This window comes from Paraburkholderia sp. MPAMCS5, assembly GCF_036016995.1.
Classification (GTDB): domain Bacteria; phylum Pseudomonadota; class Gammaproteobacteria; order Burkholderiales; family Burkholderiaceae; genus Paraburkholderia.
Map to the genome: position 1 here is coordinate 83118 of NZ_JAYXBK010000004.1, position 18142 is coordinate 101259.

The window sequence follows — 18142 nt, forward strand, 5'->3', positions numbered from 1 at the left end:
CGCGCCCGCGAACGTCTTACTGCTTGATGCCTTCAGCCTGAATATGCAGCGTGGTCTGCATCTTGAAGCCATAGGTCTTGCCGAAGTCCACGCCGAAATCGTCGCGGTTGAACGTCGCCGTGGCTTCGGTGCCGCACACTTCGCGCTTGAGCATCGGGTGCATCACGCACTTGAACGATTCGATCTTCAAATTGACCGGCTTCGTTACGCCATGCAGGGTCAGCGCGCCGATCACTTCCACCGGCTTGTCGCCGTCGAAGCGGATTTGCGTGCCCTTGTAGGTCGCGGTCGGGTACTTCGCGACGTCGAAGAACTTGTCCGTGACCAGTTCCGCGTCGAGCTTGTCATTGCCGATATCCACCGAGTTCATGTCGATCGTCACGTCGACACTGCCGGTTTTTGCCGCGCGGTCGAGCACCACGCTGCCGCTGCTCTTCTTGAACTTGCCGCGCCAGATCGACAGGCCGCCGAAGTGATCCGTCTCGAAGCTCGGATACGTGTGGGTCGGATCGAGTTGGTACGTGTCGGCGGCCATTGCGTTGAACGACAACAGCGCGGCCAATGCGCCGGCGGCGAGCAGGAATTGCTTCTTCAAAATGTTCTCCAGGTTTCTAAAAAGTGCGATGAGGCTTTTGTGTTTCGTCGTGATGCTTTTAATCACTTCTTGGAAGCGACGAGGTGAAACTTGATGACGACTTCGTCCGCGACAACCGACGTGTCTTTCCATTCGCCGGTGCCCACATCGAACTGCGAGCGTTTGATGGGCAGTGAGCCGTCGAAAGTCTGAATCGAGCCCTGGCTTGCAATGACGACCGGCACGACCACGGTTTGCGTTTTGCCCTTGATGGTCAGCTTGCCGGTGATCTTGTACTGATTGCCGCCCGTCGGCGCGATCGCGCTCGAAACAAAGGTGGCCGCCGGATACGTGGCGCTGTCGAACCATTCCTTGCCTTGCGCCTGCTTGTTGTAGTCGTCGGCGCCGAGGTCGTAGCTGCCCGTGTCGATCGACACCGTGGCGTTGCCCGCCGCGGGCCTCGCGGGATCGAACGACAGTTGCGCGGAAAACTTCCTGAACTTGCCGTCGACCGGCACGTTCATCTGCTTCGTCGTTGCAATGACGGTGCTTTTGCTCGTGTCGATGTCGGCATGCGCGAGGCCTGCGCCGAAGAGGGAAAGGGCCGCGACGCCCGCGAGTATCGCGTGTTGAAGTGTGGTTTTCATAGTGGTACGCATCCTATCGAAACCGCGCGCGTTGATTGCGCACAGCGGGGAATTTGATTGCCAACGCGCTGTAGCGAATCGGCGCCGCTATTCGGCTACTTGAGCAACGGAATCATCCGCGCGAGCAAGCCGTCGCGGTCGACGAACTGATGCTTGAGCGCCGCGAGCACATGCATGGCAACGAGTGCAAGCAGCGTGTAATTGAGCAGTATGTGAACGGTGCGCAGCGTGGCCTTGAGCGCCTGATCCGGGCCGATGAAAGTCGGCAAGGGCACGATGCCGAGATACACCACCTGAATGCCGGCCGCGGAACTGTAGAAGTAGCCGGACACGGGAATCGCCAGCATCAGCACATACAGCAGGCCGTGCACCAGATGCGCCGCCGCTTTCTGCCAGGCGGGCGTCGCGCTGTCGAGCGCGGGCGCGCGATGCGTGGCGCGCCACAGCACGCGCGCCACCGCGAGTGCGAATACAGTCACGCCGATCCACTTGTGCCACGAAAAGTACTTTAGCTTCGTCGGCGTGAAGCCCGGAATGTCCGTCATGATCCAGCCGAGATAAAAGCCGCCGACGATCAGCACGGCGATAAGCCAGTGCAACGCAATGGCGGCGCCGTGATAACGGTCGTGATGAATGGAGCGGGACGTGTCGTTCATACTCGCGGGTCGCAATGTGTCGGGGTGAGTGCGAATGGTAGGGATGTCAAGGAAGCGTGAATAGGCAGGCGCGGAAGAACACATCGTTCTAACGGTGACGCTAATGCGCTCCGGGTTCGCGGCTTGCAAGCGGACTGGAAGGCTGAGCGGGAACCGGGTTGAGTTATCCTGCGCAGCGGGCTGTGCTTATGTATAACCATCCAGTGAAGGCTGACGTGTGACTTCGACCATTCTTTCGTGGGGTATCGCCGCATTCGCGACGGCCGGTGTGATCACGCGGCCTTTCAAATGGCCCGAGGCGGTGTGGGCCGTGGCCGGCGCAGTGCTGCTCGTCGCGCTCAAACTGCTGCCGGTGCATCTCGCGATGGAAGCCGTCGGCAAAGGCGCCGACGTCTATCTGTTTCTGTCCGGCATGATGCTGCTCTCCGAAGTGGGACGCCGTGAGGGGCTCTTCGACTGGGTCGCCGTGCTCGCGGTCAATCATGCGCAAGGCTCGCCGCGCAAGCTCTTCCTGCTGGTCTACCTGGTCGGCGTGGTCATCACCGCCTTTCTTTCGAACGATGCCACCGCGGTCGTGCTCACGCCGGCTGTATTCGCCGCCGCGAAGAAGGCGAGGACGCCTCCGTTGCCGCTCCTGTTCGTCTGCGCGTTCATCGCGAACGCGGCCAGCTTCGTGCTGCCCATTTCCAATCCCGCCAATATCGTGCTGTATGGCAATCACACGCCCGCACTCGGGCCGTGGCTCGCGCGCTTCGCGCTGCCTTCGGCGCTGTCGATCGTCGCAACTTATCTGCTGCTGCGCTGGACGCAGCGCGACGCGCTTGCCGGCGCCTGCGAGGCGAATCTCGAACCGCTGCAACTCTCTTCGAGCGGACGTGTCGCGTTGGCGGGCATCGGCGTGACCGCCGTCGTGTTGCTCGCGGTGTCCGCGTTCGACATTGCATTGGGTTTGCCCACCGCGATACTCGGCGCGCTGACGGCCATCGTCGTGCTGATTCAGGAGCGCAAATCGCCGCTGCCGATGATCCGCGAAATCTCGTGGAGCGTGCTGCCGCTCGTGGCCGCGCTGTTCGTGCTGGTCGAAGTGCTGGACCACACCGGCGTGATCCACCAGTTGGCCGCGTTGACGCAAGCCGGCGCGCAACACGGCGAAGTGACCACCGCCGGTTGGGCCGGCGGCGCGATTGCGATTGCCAGCAATCTGATGAACAACTTACCGGCAGGTCTCATCGCCAGTTCGACGGTGATGCAGGCGCATAGCCCCGAGCGCGTGATCGACGCATTGCTGATCGGCGTGGATCTCGGACCGAACCTGTCGATCACCGGCTCGCTCGCGACGATCCTCTGGCTCAACGCAATCCGCCGCGAAGGCGAAGACGTGAGCTTCATGAAGTTCCTGAAGGTCGGCGTCGTGGTGATGCTGCCCGCGCTCGTGCTGGCGCTGGCGGCGCGCATTCTGAGCGGCTGAAGCGCCGGCATTTGCCGGAACGCGCCTAGCGATGCCCGCTGATTTCCGGCGCGATCGCGGCGTGATTGAGCAGCGCCACCAGCGACATCCCGCCGATCACATTGCCCACGAGCGTCGGCGCCAGAAAGCGCACGAAGTAGTCGTGCAGGCTGGCGTCGCCGCTCATGAACGCATAAGCCACTTCCGTCGATCCCGCAATGATGTGCGAAAGATGGCTGACGGCCACCACATACGTAATCAGCAGCACCGTCAGCAAGCGAGCCGAGCGCGCGCTCGGCAACAGCCACACCATCAGCGCGATCAGCCAGCCGGCCAAAATCGCCTTCACCATGGTGGGCAACATATGCTCGGAGCCGATCGCCGCGCGCGACACTTCGCCGAATGCATCCACCACGGCGGGCGTGAACACATCGGGAATGCGCAGCATCGCCGCGAAAATCCACGTGCTGATCAGATTGACCGTGAGCACAACGGCCCACAGGCGCAGCGCCTTGAGCAACGTGAGCGGATCGCGCCGCGTCAGGACGGGCAGCACGACGGTCAATGTGCTTTCGGTAAACAACTGCTGCCGGCCCATGATCACGAGCACGAAACCAATCGAATAGCCGAAGCTCGACACCAGATGGCGCCACGATGTATCCGGCAAGCCCGCTACCAGCACCACCTGCACGAGAAACGAAAAGCCCATCGACAAGCCGGCCGCGAGCGACGACCAGATCAACGCGCCGATGGTTCGCGCGAGCGCCGCTTCGCCTTCTTCGCGGACAATCTCGTGCAGCACGAGCGCGCGTGGCGCGGTGTGAGTCGCGGCCTGGTCCTGTTCGCCCTGGTCCAGATGCGGCGACGCGGCGCCGGCGTCTTCGGCGCGCGGCGCGTCGTGAGCGGCCTTGTCTTCAGGGTCTTTGCGATTCCCGCGATGCGTCATGCCGGTCATGAAACGGCGTCCTTCGCGCGGGGCGGCGGCGCGAGGCGAACGGAATCATCGCTTTCCCGCAGCGCGCACAGCATGGCTTCGAGTCTCGCGATCCGCTCGCGTTGGGCTGGCATCAGCGGTCCGCTCGACAGCAGGCGCAGGCGTTTGGCCCAATACGACAGCGGGATGCGGTCGTTCACCGAGATCAGCACGAACACCCGTTCGAGGTGAGCGATCTCTTTGTCAAGGTTCTGGTAGCTCATCTGACGTATCCGACAAAAGAGGTGGGCGGCAAGGCGGTTCCGGCACTACATAGCGCGTGGAGCAAGTAGCGTTCCGCCATTCCTCAGGACAACGGGAATTCACCAGGCCTTGTCGCCGTCAGCTTGTCCTATGCTGGAGAACGGCGCTCGTCGCGGTGGCATGGGACGCGCGGCGCAACAAGGCGGCATGACGCCCAAAACCAGGCAAAGCGCAGCGCATACAGCCGCGCAAAGTCATTTCATTCGATGTCGCGCACACGCGCTTGCGTGGCCGTCCGGGCGGCCCACGGCGGCTGACGGCGCGGTGCGGCATCCGCGACATGAAACGACATACATCTGCAATTGCCGGGAGGCAGCGGTTCGACAAGAATTCGGCCAGTCATTGAACGGATCGCGGCACCAGCAGGCGACGCTCGATGGCTCTATCGAAGGAGTCAGTCATGAAAAAATTGCTCGCCGCCCTCCTGTTGTGCTGCGCCTCCACCGTCACGTTCGCCCAGGCCGCGCCGCAAGGCGGCAATCCGCAACGCATGGAGCGGATGGCTCAGCAGTTGCAATCGCGTTTTGCGAACGCCAACACCACGCACGACGGCAAGCTCACGAAGGATCAGGCCGCGACGGGCATGCCGATGGTCGCCAGCCACTTCGATGAGATCGATACGCAAAAGGCCGGCTACGTCACGCTGCCGCAGATCGAGGCGTACATGCGCGAACGCGGGGCCGCGCGCTGAGCCGCGCGATGAAACCCGCCACGTTCAGCCGGCTGCGATTCGCGAGCGCATCGATCGTCGTGTCGATGAGCGCGGCGCTTTTCGGCTGCGCGAGCGTTGGCCCCGATTTCAGGGAGCCGGACGTCACGCTGGAAAACCAGTGGCTGGAGAGTTTGCCGGCTTCGGCGCAGACTGCGCCCGCCGCTCAGGCCGCGTGGTGGAACGCATTCAACGATCCCGTGCTGAGCGCGCTCGAACAGCGGGCGTATGAGCGCAACCTGTCGTTGCAGGTCGCGGGTTTGCATATCTTCAAGGCGCGCGCGCAGCTTGCCGTCAGCGCGGAAAATCTGCTGCCGCAATCGGGCAGCGTGTCGGCGGGCGCGAATCACATCAACACGAGCGGCGTCGGGCCGTTTCCGCCGACTCATTTGTGGGCCGAGCATTTTCGCGTGAATGCGGGTTGGGAGCTGGATTTCTGGGGCAAATATCGGCGGCAGATCGAATCGGACCGCGCGCAACTGCGCGTGTCGGAGGCGGCGTACGACAATGCGCTCGTGTCCATGTTCGCCGATGTCGCCAACGCGTACATCGATCTGCGCGCGTTGGAGCAGCGCATTGTCGTAGCGCAGCAGAACCTCGAATCGGTGCAGGACAGCCTCAAGCTGACGCAGGCCCGCTATAAACGCGGCGCGTCGAGCCAGCTCGACGTCGAGCAGGCCGCCACGCTGGTGGCGGAAACCGAGGCGCAGATTCCACCGCTCATCAAGGCGCGCGCGCAGGATCGCGACACGCTCGCGGTGCTGCTCGCCGATCCGCCCGATGCCGTCGATGCGCAACTCAAAAGCAGCAGCGCCGTTCCCGTGCCGCCGACGCAGATCGACGTGGGCATTCCCGCCGATCTGTTGCGGCGCCGGCCCGACGTGCGTCAGGCCGCGCTCAATGCGGCGGCGCAATCGGCGTTGATCGGCGCGGCGAAGGCGAAGCTGTATCCGTCGTTGTCGTTGACGGGGCTCTTTGGTTTGTCGTCGGGCGAACAGCATGGCATCGGATTGTCGCAATGGGGCAGCAAAACCATTGGGCTCTTTTCGGCGGGCGTCACGCTGCCCATTTTCGATCGCGCGCAATTGAAGAACGCCGTGCGGATTCAGGACGCTGCGTTTCAGGAAGCCGTGCTCGACTATCAGAACACGGTGCTGCAAGCGCAGAAAGAAGTGGAAGACGCGATTGCCGCGTTGCGCACCTCGCTCGATGCGCTCGCGGCATCGGCGCGCGCGTCGGATGCATCGCGGCGCGCATTGCGGCTCGCCAACGCGCAGTATCGCTCGGGCTATGTCACGTACGACTCGGTGCTGGACGCATCGCGGTCGGCCTTGCGCGACGGCGATTCGCTCGCGCAGAACCAGGGCATCGCCGCGCTGGCGGCGGTCTCGTTGTATCGCGCGCTCGGCGGCGGATGGGAGCTCGCGCAAGGGCAGCAGGTGGTGAGCGAACAGATCGCCGACGAGATGGCGCGGCGCACCGATTGGGGACGCTTGCTGAACCCGCCTGCCAATTCGCCGCTGGCGCGAGCGAATGCGGAGTCGTCGCCGAACGGGAAGTAACCACGCGGGAAATAACAACATGGCCAGACAAAGAGGAGTGAGCTGGTGTGAGGCGAACGCGTGGACGCGCGGCGCGCAGCGATGCTTCGCGTTCGCGTTCGCGATCGCGCGGCGCGCGATAGCCGGCATCGCGTTGCTCGCGGGATTGAGCGCCTGTCACGAGAACAGCGCGCCGGCTGCGGAAAACGCGCCGCTGCCGCAAGTCAGCGTGACGCGGCCCGCGCCGCGCGAGGTGCGCGAGCAACTCGATCTGATGGGCAGCGTCGCGCCTTCGGCAACCGTCACGCTGGTCGCGCGCGTGCAGGGCGTGCTGAAGGAAATCGGTTTTACGGACGGCGCCAACGTCAAACAGGGGCAAGTGCTGTTCCGGATCGAACCGGACACGTATCGCGCGCAACTCGTGTACGACCAGGCTGCGCTCGATAACGCCGAGCAGGAACTCACGCGCCAGAAGCAGCTCACGTCGGATAACGCGACCTCGGAGTCGTCGCTGCAAAAGGCGCAGACCACGCGCGACCAGGCGCTCGCCAAACGCGACATGTCGCGCATCAATCTCGGCTACACGGAGATACGCGCGCCGTTCGCGGGCCGCATCGGCGCGCGTGCATTCGATGTCGGCAACGTGGTGGGCGGATCAGATTCGACCAAGCTCGCCACGCTCGACCGTATTCAACCCGTGTATGTGAATTTCACGCTGAACGAGCGCGACGCCAATCGCATCGGTCTCTTCACGCACGCGCCGCGCACGGTGCGCGTCAACGTGCCTGGCGCGACGCGCGAGCAAGGCGAGGACGCGGCGCTCGAATTCGTCGATACGCGAGTGGACCCGTCGAGCGGCGCGATCAAGCTGCGCGCCGACGTCGCGAACCACGACGCGCATCTGATTCCCGGCATGTCGGTGGAAGTGCATATTCCCGCGAGCGCGCCGCAAAACGTGCTGCTCGTGCCCGACACCGCGTTGCTGCGCGAACAGACGGGCGCCTCGGTGCTGACCGTGAATGCCGCGAGCGTGATCGAGAAACGCGGCGTCGCGACAGGCGGCCTGTATGGCTCGCTGCGCGCGATCACCAGCGGGCTCGCCGCCTCGGATCGGGTCGTGACGGGCGGCGGCCTCGCCGTGGCGCCAGGCATCAAGGTGCAGGTCGTCGACGCCGCCGCGCAGGGCCGCTCATGATCCGCTTCTTCGTCGAGCGCCCCGTATTCGCCAATGTGATCGCGCTGATCGTGATGCTGCTCGGCGCGGTCGCGCTGATCAATCTGCCGATCGCGCAATATCCGCCGATCACGCCGCCCACCGTGCAGGTGGTCGCGCACTTTCCCGGCGCGAGCGCCGCGACCGTGATCGACCGCGTTGCGTTGCCGATCGAAACCCAGGTGAACGGCGTGGAGAACGCGCTGTACATGCAATCGACCAGCACCAACGACGGCACCTATACGCTCACCGTCACGTTCGCGGTCGGCACCGATGTCGATAAGGCGCAGGTGCTCGTGCAGAACCGTGTCTCGGCGGCGACCGCGCAATTGCCGCAAGCAGTGCAGCAGCAGGGCGTGACGGTGCGCAAGCGATCCACCGCGATCCTGCAGTTGTATACGCTGCAATCGCCCGATCCGAAATACGATTCGCTGTTTCTCAGCAATTACGCGGTGATCTATCTGCGCGATACGCTCGCGCGCTTGCCGGGCGTCGGCGACGTCACCGTGTTCGGCACTGGACAGTACAGCATGCGCGTCTGGCTCGATCCGCAAAAGCTCAGCGAGCGCAACCTGAGCGCCGCCGACGTGATGCAGGCCATTCAAAGCCAGAGCAAGGACGTGAGCGCGGGCCAGCTCGGCTCGGAACCCAACGCGGGCGGCCAGGCGTTCCAGCTCACGGTGACGATGCGCGGCGCGCTGTCCGACCCGCACGAATTCGACGACATCATCGTCAAGGCGGATTCGAGCGACGGCGGCCATTTCGTGCGTATCCGCGATGTGGGGCATACCGAGCTGGGATCGTCGAGTTACGGCCAGTTCTTCAATCTCGACGGCAAGCCCGCCGCTGGCATCGCCATTTATCAGTTGCCCGAAGCAAATGCGCTCGAAGTGGGCAACGCGGTGAAGGCAACCATGGCGCGCCTCGCGAAGGACATGCCGAAGGGCGTCAGCTATCAGTTGCCGTTCGACACGACGATCTTCGTGCGGCAATCCGTGATCGACGTGTACAAGACGCTTTTCGAAGCGGCATTGCTGGTGCTCGCGGTGATCCTGCTGTTTTTGCAGAACTGGCGCGCGATGCTGGTGCCCGCCACGACAATTCCGGTGACGATCATCGGCACCTTCGGCGCGATCTACGTGATGGGCTTTTCGATCAATCTGCTGACGCTGTTCGCGATCGTGCTGGCCATCGGCATTGTCGTGGACGATGCGATCGTGGTGGTCGAAGGCATCACGCAGCATATCGAGCAAGGCAAGACGCCGAAGCAGGCCGCCATCGACGCCATGCACGAATTGCTCGGGCCGATTGTCGGCATCACGCTCGTGCTGGTGTCGGTGTTTCTGCCGTCGGCGTTTCTCGGCGGCGTGACGGGCCAGATGTACCGTCAATTCGCGCTCGTCGTGGTCGCCACCACGGTGATCAGCGCGATCAACGCAGTGACGCTCAAGCCCGTGCAGAGCGTGCGCTGGTTGCGCCACGCGCGCCCCGGCACACCGAACGTGGTGTATCGCGTGTTCGACCGCGCGTATGCGCGCGTCGAAACGGGCTATGTGGGCGTGGTGTCGTGGTTCGTCGAACGTTGCAAGCTCGCGCTCGTCGTCGCGCTCGTGCTCGGCGCGTCCTCGGCGTATCTGCTCACGCGCGTGCCGACCAGTTTCATTCCGCTCGAAGATCAGGGCTATATGCTGATCGCCGCGCAACTCGCGGATGCCGCGTCGCTCGAAAGAACGCGCGAGGCGAGCACACAGATCGAGAAGCGCATCGGCGCGATTCCGGGCGTGAGCCATGTGGTGTCGATCGGCGGTATCTCGCCGCTCGACAACAACGCGTCGTTGCCGAACGCCGCGCTGATCTACGTGACGCTCGACGACTGGAGCCAGCGCGGCAAGGGCCGCGATCTGCGTTCGCTGTATCTGCGCATGAACAGCGAACTGGCGAAGCTGCCTGACGTGCGCTCCGTGGTGATCGTGCCGCCGCCGATTCAAGGGCTCGGCAACAGCGGCGGCGTGCAGATGCAGGTGATGCTCACCGACGGCTCGCAGAACTATCAGCGCTTGCAGAGCGCGACCGATGCGCTGATTGCGAGCATGTCGAAGCGCCCCGAGTTGCAGCGCGTGTTCAGCCCGTTCCGCGCATCGGTGCCGACTGTCGAACTCACGCTCGACCGCGCGAAGGCCGAGTCGCTGCAAGTGCCGGTCGGCAACGTGTTCGATCTGCTGCAAGACTACGTGGGGTCGAGTTACGTGAATCAGTTCACCACGTTCAACCACACGTTCCCTGTGTTCGTGCAGGCAGACGGCGCGTTTCGCCGCGAAACCGACGACATTCGCCGTTTGCAGATTCGCAGCAACAGCGGCCATATGGTCGAACTGGGGACGTTCATCGACGCGCGCACGAGCGTCGGCCCGGCGGTCGCGACGCTCTATGACCTCGCGCCGGCGGCGGCCATCAATGGCAATCCGGCGAGCGGCTACAGCACCGGCGACGCGATCAAGGCCTTCGAAGAGGAAGCCGCGCGCATTCTGCCGGCGGGCGTCGGCTATGAATGGACGGCGATGTCGTATCAGGAGAAGCTGGTTGGCAACTCGGCCTACTGGGTATTCGCGGTCGGCGTGCTGCTGGTGTTCTGCGTGCTCGCCGCGCAATACGAAAGCTGGCTGCTGCCGGTCGCGGTGGTGCTTGCCGTGCCGCTCGCGCTGCTCGGCACGGCCGGCACGCTGGCCTTGCTAGGGACGGCCAACAATCTGTACACGCAGATCGGCCTTGTTTTGCTCATCGCGTTGTCGGCGAAGAACGCGATTCTGATTGTGGAGTTCGCGCGGCATTTGCGAACGCAAGGCGCGGACATTGCCGAGGCAGCCGTGGAAGCCGCGCGGCTGCGCTTTCGGCCCATCATGATGACGTCGTTCGCCTTCATTCTCGGCGTCGTGCCGCTGGTGATCGCCACGGGCGCGAGTGCGAGCGCACGCCGTTCGCTCGGCATCGCGGTGTTCTCCGGCATGCTCGCATCGACGTGCATCGCCGTGTTGTTCATTCCGTCGTTCTACGTGCTGTTGCAGCGCCTCGCCGAACGGCAGGCCGCGCGCAAGACGCGAACCGCCGCCTGAAACAAGGAGCTTTCGCATGGAACGCCCCGCCAGAATCATCGTGCTCGACGACGAAGTCGAATTGCGCAACATGCTGCAGCGCTTTTTGCGCGGGCAGGGTTTCGAGGTCAGAGTCGCGGAAGACAGCAAGCGGCTCGATCGCTATCTGGAGCGCGAGCCGTTCGATCTGCTCGTGCTCGATCTGATGATCGGCGAGGAAGACGGCCTCGTCATCTGCGCGCGTTTGCGCGCGAAGGGCCAGACCTTGCCGATTCTGATGCTGACCGCGAAAGGCGATCCGCTCGACAGGGTGCTCGGTCTCGAAACCGGCGCCGACGACTATCTCGCCAAGCCGTTCCTCCCGCGCGAGCTGGTCGCGCGAATCAATGCGCTGCTGCGCCGCCAGAAGATGGCGGCGGGCGATGTCACCGTGACCTCGCAAGCCGTGCGTTTCGGCGACTTCACGCTCGATGTCGGCAAGCAGCAACTCACGCGCGGCGGCGAGTTGCTCGACATTCATTCGGCGCAGATGCTGCTGCTCGTCGCGCTGGCGTCGTCGCCGAACCGGCCGGTGAGCCGCGACAATCTGCTTGCGCGCGCGCGCGGCCGCGACCACGACGCGCTCGATCGCAGCATCGACGTGCAGGTGTTGCGCCTGAGGCAGATCGTCGAGGACGATCCGTCGAAGCCGCGCTTCATCAAGACGGTGTGGGGCGTCGGCTATATGTTGATCGCCGACGTCGAGTCATGACTCAGCCGCTCATGCAACGCGTGCTGCCGAGGACGTTGCTCGCGCGCAATATCGCGCTGCTGATCGTGCTCGTCATGTTGAGCCAGGTGTGTTCGCTCGGCGTGCTGCTGCACTATGTGCAGCGTCCGCGCGTGGAGCGCGCGGCGGCCGTGTTCGCGAGCTACGTGACGACGCTCGACAATCTGCTGCAAACCACGCCGCCTGCCGCGCGCGGCGCGCTGACCGCGCGGCTCGATGCGCGCGCCGAGCTTCCGGACAACGCCGTGGCCGAGCCGCCGCCGAGTCTCTTGCGCGCCTATCGCAACTATCAGCGCAAGGTGTTCCTCACGAGTTTGCGCGAGCATCTTCCCGCGGGCCTCGCGGCGCGCTGGCAGACCGAAGGCGGCCAGCGCCTGTGGATTCGCATGCACGCGCCCGCCGACGCGCCCAACACGCCTTACTGGATCGCGTTGCCGATTCCCGAAGATGCGCAAGGCAACGGACTCGACGCGGCGATACTGCTGTCGCTCGGTCTGGCCGCGCTCGCGGCGCTCACGGGTTACGCCATCCAGCTTCACCTGAACCGGCCGCTGGAAGATCTGGCGCGCGCGGCGCGCCGCTTGAGCGCGGGCGAAACGCCGCCGCCGCTGCCGACTGGCGGGCCCGTCGAAATCGCCGCCGTGAGCAGCGCGTTCAACCAGATGACCCATGCATTGCACGAAGCCGAGGCGACGCGCGCGCTGATGCTCGCGGGCATCTCGCACGACATTCGCACGCCGCTCACCAAGCTGCGCCTGTCGATGGCCATGGCGATGCCGGACAACAGCGACAGCAGTTTCGTGGTCGCCGCCGAGTCGTATCTCGATCAGATCGAAACGATCTTGCAGCAATTCATGGATTACGCCGGCAGCGGCGAGCGCGAACTCGCCGAGCCCGGCGATCTGAACGCATTGATCGAGCGGCTTGCCGGCGACTTCGCGGGACTCGGGCACGAATTCGAACTGTCGCTCGCGCGCCTGCCGTTGCTCGCGTATCGCCCGGTGAGCATGATGCGGCTCCTGATGAACCTGATGCAGAACGCAATCGTCTATGGCGGCAGCGGCCTTGCGGTGCGCAGTTGGGCGACGCGCGAGGCCGTGCATGTGGCCGTGGGCGATCGGGGCAAGGGCTTATCGGCGCAGGAGCTGGAGCAATTGAAGGCGCCGTTTCAGCGCGGGCGCAACGCGCGCTCGCATAGCGGCGGCACGGGGCTGGGACTTGCGATTGTGGAGCGGATCGCGCGGCTGCACGGCGGCAGAGTGGAGTTTCATGCGCGCGATGGCGGCGGGCTGGAAGTGTGGGTGGCGTTGCCGCTGTCCGTCATTCGCGATCGAGCCACGCATCCAGACCCACGCGAAACGCCACACCCGCAATCACGGGCACCGTCAGCATCAGAATGATGCCGAAGTTCGGAATCGGGTCGCCGTAAGCGATCGGCTGGTACAGCACGACGCCGGAGACGAGCGCGAAGACGATCACCCCGACCACTACCATCAGAAGATTGCGCGCGGTGATCGACAGCCCTTTGGGCTTGGCGTCGGCAGGGCTGGGGCTCGCGTCGGGGGCTCGGTCGTGTTGGGCGGGCATGATGGCTCTCGTGACTTCAGGCAGCGTGGGCAGAACATCCGGCGTGCGCCGGATCGCGAAACGGGCGCGCCCGGCATCATACCAGGGCGGCCCCGCGCCGCGCATTTCGGGCCGCGCAAGGCGGCGTCGCTATCAACCAATATATGCCGCATTTCGGGGCGCGGCGCGAAATACGCGGGTCCGAATCGGGCGCGCCGCGCGCTACGATGCCGCTTCGCTCGGATGAAGCCATCCCGCGAGTTCCTGCCGCAACTGCGCGATATCGAGCGGTTTGCCGAGCATCCGCGCGCCGGGAATGCTGTCGCCAATCGGCGCGTTCGAGCCGTAACCCGACACGAGCAGCACGCGCACGTCCGGCTGCTCGCGCAACACGGCGCGCGCGAGATTGTCGCCCGACATGCCCGGCAACGTGAGGTCGGTGCAGAGGATGTCGTAGCGTTGCGCCGGCACGAGCGGCAGTGCTTCTTCCGCGCTCGCCACCGACGTGCAGTCGAGTCCCAGCGCGCCGAGCAGACTGCTGAGTGCCTCGCGCGAATCGGCGTCGTCCTCGACGAGCAGCACGTGAGCCGGCGAGCGCGGCGGCGTGGCTTCGGGGCTGCCGGTTTGCTGCTGCGGAACCTCGCGCGCGGTGGTTTCCCCGCCTGGCGGGTCGTACGCGACGGACGGCACGCACGCGGCAATCTCCCGGTCGGTCATCTTGCCGACCGACGCCGCGCGGGCCGCCGCCTCTCCCGAGGTGCGCAGCACGCTGCGCACCTTGCGCGCGAGATCGTCGCGGCGGTACGGTTTGGACAGCAGCGTAATGCCGGCGTCGAGCTTGCCGTGGTGCACGATTTCATCGCGCGTATAGCCCGAGGTGAAGAGCGTCGGCACGGCGGGCACGTGCGCCGCGGCACGCCGCGCCAGTTCGACGCTTTTGATCTTGCCCGGCATGACGACGTCGGTGAACAGCAGATCGATCGGCACGTCGCTGTGAAAGAATTCGAGCGCCGCGTCGCCGCTCGACGCGGTCAGCACCTTGTAGCCGAGCTGCGCGAGCATTTCGACGGCCGTCAGGCGCACGTCGGCATCGTCTTCGACCACGAGGATCGTCTCGCCGCCGCCCACCGGCGCGCTGGTTTGATCGACGGCTTCCGCCGTCTCGGGTTCGCGGCAGCGCGGGAAAAACAGCGACACGGTCGTGCCGCGTCCCACTTCGCTTTCAATCAGCGTGTGGCCGCCGCTCTGCTTCGCGAAGCCGAACACCATGCTCAGGCCAAGGCCGGTGCCGTGACCGTCGGGCTTGGTCGTGAAGAACGGCTCGAACACGTGTTCGAGCACTTCGGGCGACATGCCCGCGCCGGTATCGGTGACGGAAAATACCACGTATTCGCCCGGCGTCAGCTCGGGCTTGTCGTGGCAGAACGCCGCGTCCAGCACGCGGTTCGCGGCGCGAACGGTGAGCGTGCCGTCGGCCTTCATTGCGTCGCGTGCGTTGATTGCGAGATTGAGCAGCGCGTTTTCGAGCTGGTTGCGATCGGCCTGCACATGCCACAGGTCGTCGCTCAATACCGTTTCGATCCGGACCGTCTCGCCGAGTGAGCGATGCAGCATCTCGCTCATGCCGGCGAGCAGCCGCCGCGGATTGAGCACCGTGGGCGACAGTGGCTGACGGCGCGCGAAGGCGAGCAGATGCGCGGCCAGTTTCGCGCCGCGCTTGACCGCGTCGGTTGCCGCCGACAAACGGCGCAGCGTGGCGGGATGGCCGCCGGCGTCGGCGGCCATCATCTGCAGATTGCCGTTGATCACTTGCAGCACATTGTTGAAGTCGTGCGCGACGCCGCCTGTCAGGCTGCCGATCGCTTCCATCTTCTGCGCCTGGCGCAACTGTTCCTCGGCGAGCGCGCGCGCGGCGACGGCATCGGTCACGCGCTGTTCGAGCGTCTCGGTCAACTGGCGCAACGACTGTTCGGCGATCTTGCGCTCGTGAATGTCGATCAGCACGCCTGGAAAACGCGTGGGCTCGCCGTTCTCGTCGAATTCGCACTGGCCGTTGGCCTGCACCCAGCGGTACTCGCCGTCGGCGCGGCGAATCCGGTATTCCACGCGAAACTGCTTGCCGATGCGCGCCGCGTCGCTGTTCAGGCGCTCCAGCAGCGACTGGTCATCGGGGTGAATCATTCGTCTCGCGGCGTCGTGCTCGACGCCTTTCGCGGCTTCTTCCACCGAAAACGAAAAGGTGCGCGCAAAGCGCTCGTCGCCGGTGATCTTGCCGCTTTGCATATCGACTACCCACGTGCCGAGCACGGCGCCCGTATTGAGCGCGAGTTGCAGGCGTTCGTTGGTCTCCTGCAACTCGGCCTCGGCGCGATGCCGCCAGCGCTCGGTGAGCACGCGCGAGGTGGTTTCCACGACGATGGCGAGCACGCCCGCGGGCGCGCCGCTGTCGTCGGGGACGGGGCTGTAGTACAGATCCATCCACACGTCTTCGGGCTTGCCTTCGCGCAGCAGCACGAGTTCCTTGTCGCGATACGACAGGGTGCCGCCGGCGAGACAGGTATTCATCACGTGGCGATTGAATTCGGCGACCTCGGGCCAGCCGCTTTCGACGGGGCAGCCCAGCAGATACGGATGCCGTCCGCCCGCGAAAACCGCGTACGCGTCGTTGTAGATCATGTAGCCGGCTTTGTCCCACAGCAGCACGAGCGGAACAGGGGAGGCGAGCAGCATCTGAACCGTCGCGGTGAGACTGCGGGACCAGCTTTCTGTGGGGCCGATGCCGGTTGCCGACCAGTCGAATTCACTGATGCGTCGCGCCATCTCGCCGCGCCAGCCTGGGCAGCCATGATCTTGTGCCGGGAATGGCATGCTGCGCTCCACAGGGATCACGTTGATGGTATTGGTTTAGTCTGCCGATTCGCAGCGCGCGCGTAAAGCGCCGCGGGCCGGCAGGGAGCGTAACGGTTTTTCGCCGCGCGCCGTCTGTCGATTCGAAGCAGATTCGATGCCGGCTGCGATTATTGTAGGCCACAACGACGCCGCAGTGACGTGCCGACGCGATACTTGGCGGGCTGGGCGCCAGACACCGCGGCGTCCGCGCAAGTTTTACCTGGAGGGCCGCGCAAGCCGGATAGAAAGCGGAAAGAAAGGGTGGCGACAGGCGCAATAAAAGGCCCTCGACTCAGGCTTCCCACGGCGAATCGCGCGTGATGTCGGCGGTCTCTTCGACGCTTGCGTGTGCTTACAAATTGCTTGATGCGCATGGGCGCGAATCGTGCTGATCCTGATTGCTTGCGCGCGCAACCATGCGCGCGAAGGCGTAGGCAAACCGCCGGCGAGCACGCGTGCCGCGCCGGCTTCGAAGATCGACAAGAGCGGACCGCGCAATGCCGAAAAAGCCCGTCGCAACCAAAAGGTTGTCGAGCAAAATCCCCAACAAGCTGCCCGATCCCGACGCGCGCCAGTCGCCGCTGACGACGCGCCGCAATTCGAGAATGGCGCGCTCGGCGCATGCGTATGTGCGCGGCAGCACGAGCCGGTTTTATGAGTGGCTCGACGGAATCGAAGGTCACGCGCTGCCCGAAGGCCCGGCTGTGTGGATTTGTGGCGACTGTCATACCGGCAATCTCGGGCCTGTCGCGGATGCGCGAGGCCGCGTCGAGATTCAGATTCGCGATCTCGACCAGACCGTGATCGGCAATCCCGCGCACGATCTGATCCGGCTCGGGCTGTCGCTCGCCACGGCCGCGCGCGGCTCCGATCTGCCGGGCGTGACGACCGTGCGCATGATGGAGGCGCTCGCCGACGGCTACGAACGCGCCTTCGACGAAAGCGCGGGCGAGGCCGACATTCACGCCGAGAAACCGGAGGCCGTGCACGTCGTGATGAAGAAAGCGATGCGCCGCTCGTGGCGTCATCTCGCGGAAGAGCGGATCGAGGACATCGAGCCGACCATTCCGCTCGGCGCGCGCTTCTGGCCGCTTGCGAAGCACGAGCGGCGTGAGATCGAGGCGCTTTTCAAAACGCCGGTCGCGGAACTGGCGACCGCGTTGCGCGGCCAACGGCCGAGCGCTGACGTCGAAGTGCTCGACGCCGCTTACTGGGTCAAAGGATGCAGCTCGCTCGGACGTTTGCGCTATGCGGTGCTGCTCGACATCGACGGCGCGGCGGTCGAGGGCGACGACCTGTGCCTGATCGACATCAAGGAGGCGGCGCAGGCAGCGGCGCCCCGTTATGCAGGCGTCAGAATGCCGCGCGATAACGCGGAACGCGTGGTGGAGGGCGCGCGCCATCTCTCGCCTTCGCTCGGTGAGCGGATGAGGTCGGCGCGTCTTGCGGACCGCGCGGTCGTGCTGCGCGAGTTGCTGCCGCAGGACATGAAGCTGACGATCGAGCAGTTGACCCGCGAAGAAGCGACCAGGGCGGCGCGCTTTCTTGCGTTGGTCGTGGGCAAGGCGCATGGACGGCAAATGGATTTCGCCGAACGCAAGGCGTGGCTTGCCGAGCTGCGCAAGAACCGCTCGAAAACGCTCGACGCACCCGGCTGGCTATGGACCAGCATCGTGCAACTGGTCAGCAGTCACGCCGCTGGCTATCTCGAGCATTGCCGCAAGTATGCGACCGGCGCGCAGGACAATTGACGCCCGGACCGGTCAGGCGACGCGATCCGCGTCGTCTGGAAAAATCGTACTTAT

Annotated in this window: 15 protein-coding genes; 8 read left to right on the top strand and 7 right to left on the bottom strand. The window is 64.8% G+C overall.

What is annotated here, in order from left to right; genetic code table 11:
* Positions 1 to 16: 16 nt before the first annotated feature.
* The 3 genes from VOM14_RS10715 to VOM14_RS10725 all read right to left on the bottom strand — a co-directional run bounded on the left by VOM14_RS10715 (position 17) and on the right by VOM14_RS10725 (position 1877).
* Positions 17 to 595 carry a YceI family protein gene (locus VOM14_RS10715; RefSeq protein WP_327628682.1) on the bottom strand — a complete coding sequence of 193 codons (579 nt, stop codon included), beginning with the start codon at positions 593 to 595 and terminating at the stop codon, positions 17 to 19.
* 62 nt (positions 596 to 657) lie between these two features.
* Positions 658 to 1221: a YceI family protein gene (locus tag VOM14_RS10720; RefSeq protein WP_327628683.1), complete on the bottom strand. Its 564-nt coding sequence runs from the start codon at positions 1219 to 1221 to the stop codon at positions 658 to 660.
* Positions 1222 to 1316: 95 nt separating this feature from the next.
* The gene (locus tag VOM14_RS10725; RefSeq protein WP_327628684.1) at positions 1317 to 1877 is read right to left on the bottom strand and encodes a cytochrome b; all 561 of its coding nucleotides are present in this window, start codon (positions 1875 to 1877) and stop codon (positions 1317 to 1319) included.
* Positions 1878 to 2094: 217 nt separating this feature from the next.
* On the opposite strand from VOM14_RS10725, the gene VOM14_RS10730 reads away from it, so the two are divergent.
* Positions 2095 to 3345 carry an arsenic transporter gene (locus tag VOM14_RS10730; protein WP_327628685.1) on the top strand — a complete coding sequence of 417 codons (1251 nt, stop codon included), beginning with the start codon at positions 2095 to 2097 and terminating at the stop codon, positions 3343 to 3345.
* A 25-nt stretch (positions 3346 to 3370) separates the two neighbouring features.
* Here VOM14_RS10730 and VOM14_RS10735 read toward each other — a convergent pair whose 3' ends face one another.
* Together VOM14_RS10735 and VOM14_RS10740 are read right to left on the bottom strand one after the other, a co-directional pair.
* A complete protein-coding gene (locus tag VOM14_RS10735; protein ID WP_327629063.1) occupies positions 3371 to 4270 on the bottom strand; it encodes a formate/nitrite transporter family protein in 900 nt (299 codons plus the stop codon).
* A 5-nt stretch (positions 4271 to 4275) separates the two neighbouring features.
* Entirely contained in the window at positions 4276 to 4521 is a 246-nt protein-coding gene (locus tag VOM14_RS10740) for a hypothetical protein (RefSeq protein ID WP_327628686.1), read from the bottom strand.
* Positions 4522 to 4961: 440 nt separating this feature from the next.
* On the opposite strand from VOM14_RS10740, the gene VOM14_RS10745 reads away from it, so the two are divergent.
* Genes VOM14_RS10745 through VOM14_RS10770 form a run of 6 tightly spaced genes read left to right on the top strand, consistent with a single transcriptional unit; the run spans position 4962 to position 13282 of the window.
* A complete protein-coding gene (locus VOM14_RS10745; RefSeq protein WP_327628687.1) occupies positions 4962 to 5252 on the top strand; it encodes an EF-hand domain-containing protein in 291 nt (96 codons plus the stop codon).
* Positions 5253 to 5260: 8 nt separating this feature from the next.
* Positions 5261 to 6832 carry an efflux transporter outer membrane subunit gene (locus VOM14_RS10750; RefSeq protein ID WP_327628688.1) on the top strand — a complete coding sequence of 524 codons (1572 nt, stop codon included), beginning with the start codon at positions 5261 to 5263 and terminating at the stop codon, positions 6830 to 6832.
* 19 nt (positions 6833 to 6851) lie between these two features.
* Positions 6852 to 8006 (top strand): efflux RND transporter periplasmic adaptor subunit, encoded by a 1155-nt coding sequence (locus tag VOM14_RS10755; RefSeq protein ID WP_327628689.1) that lies wholly within the window; start codon positions 6852 to 6854, stop codon positions 8004 to 8006.
* On the top strand, positions 8003 to 11134 hold the full coding sequence (locus tag VOM14_RS10760) for an efflux RND transporter permease subunit (protein WP_327628690.1): 3132 nt from the start codon (positions 8003 to 8005) through the stop codon (positions 11132 to 11134). The genes VOM14_RS10755 and VOM14_RS10760 overlap by 4 nt, the downstream gene beginning before the upstream one ends.
* A 16-nt stretch (positions 11135 to 11150) precedes the next feature.
* The gene (locus VOM14_RS10765; RefSeq protein WP_327628691.1) at positions 11151 to 11864 is read left to right on the top strand and encodes a response regulator; all 714 of its coding nucleotides are present in this window, start codon (positions 11151 to 11153) and stop codon (positions 11862 to 11864) included.
* Positions 11861 to 13282, top strand: coding sequence for an ATP-binding protein (locus VOM14_RS10770; RefSeq protein WP_327628692.1), 1422 nt, complete (start codon positions 11861 to 11863; stop codon positions 13280 to 13282). The genes VOM14_RS10765 and VOM14_RS10770 overlap by 4 nt, the downstream gene beginning before the upstream one ends.
* On the opposite strand, the gene VOM14_RS10775 is transcribed toward VOM14_RS10770, so the two are convergent.
* Both VOM14_RS10775 and VOM14_RS10780 read right to left on the bottom strand, forming a co-directional pair.
* A complete protein-coding gene (locus tag VOM14_RS10775; RefSeq protein ID WP_327628693.1) occupies positions 13203 to 13469 on the bottom strand; it encodes a hypothetical protein in 267 nt (88 codons plus the stop codon). The genes VOM14_RS10770 and VOM14_RS10775 overlap by 80 nt on opposite strands.
* Before the next feature lie 201 nt (positions 13470 to 13670).
* A complete protein-coding gene (locus tag VOM14_RS10780; RefSeq protein ID WP_327628694.1) occupies positions 13671 to 16316 on the bottom strand; it encodes a response regulator in 2646 nt (881 codons plus the stop codon).
* Between the two features lie 518 nt (positions 16317 to 16834).
* Here VOM14_RS10780 and VOM14_RS10785 point away from each other — a divergent pair.
* The gene (locus VOM14_RS10785) at positions 16835 to 18088 is read left to right on the top strand and encodes a DUF2252 domain-containing protein (RefSeq protein WP_327628695.1); all 1254 of its coding nucleotides are present in this window, start codon (positions 16835 to 16837) and stop codon (positions 18086 to 18088) included.
* Positions 18089 to 18142 lie beyond the last annotated feature (54 nt).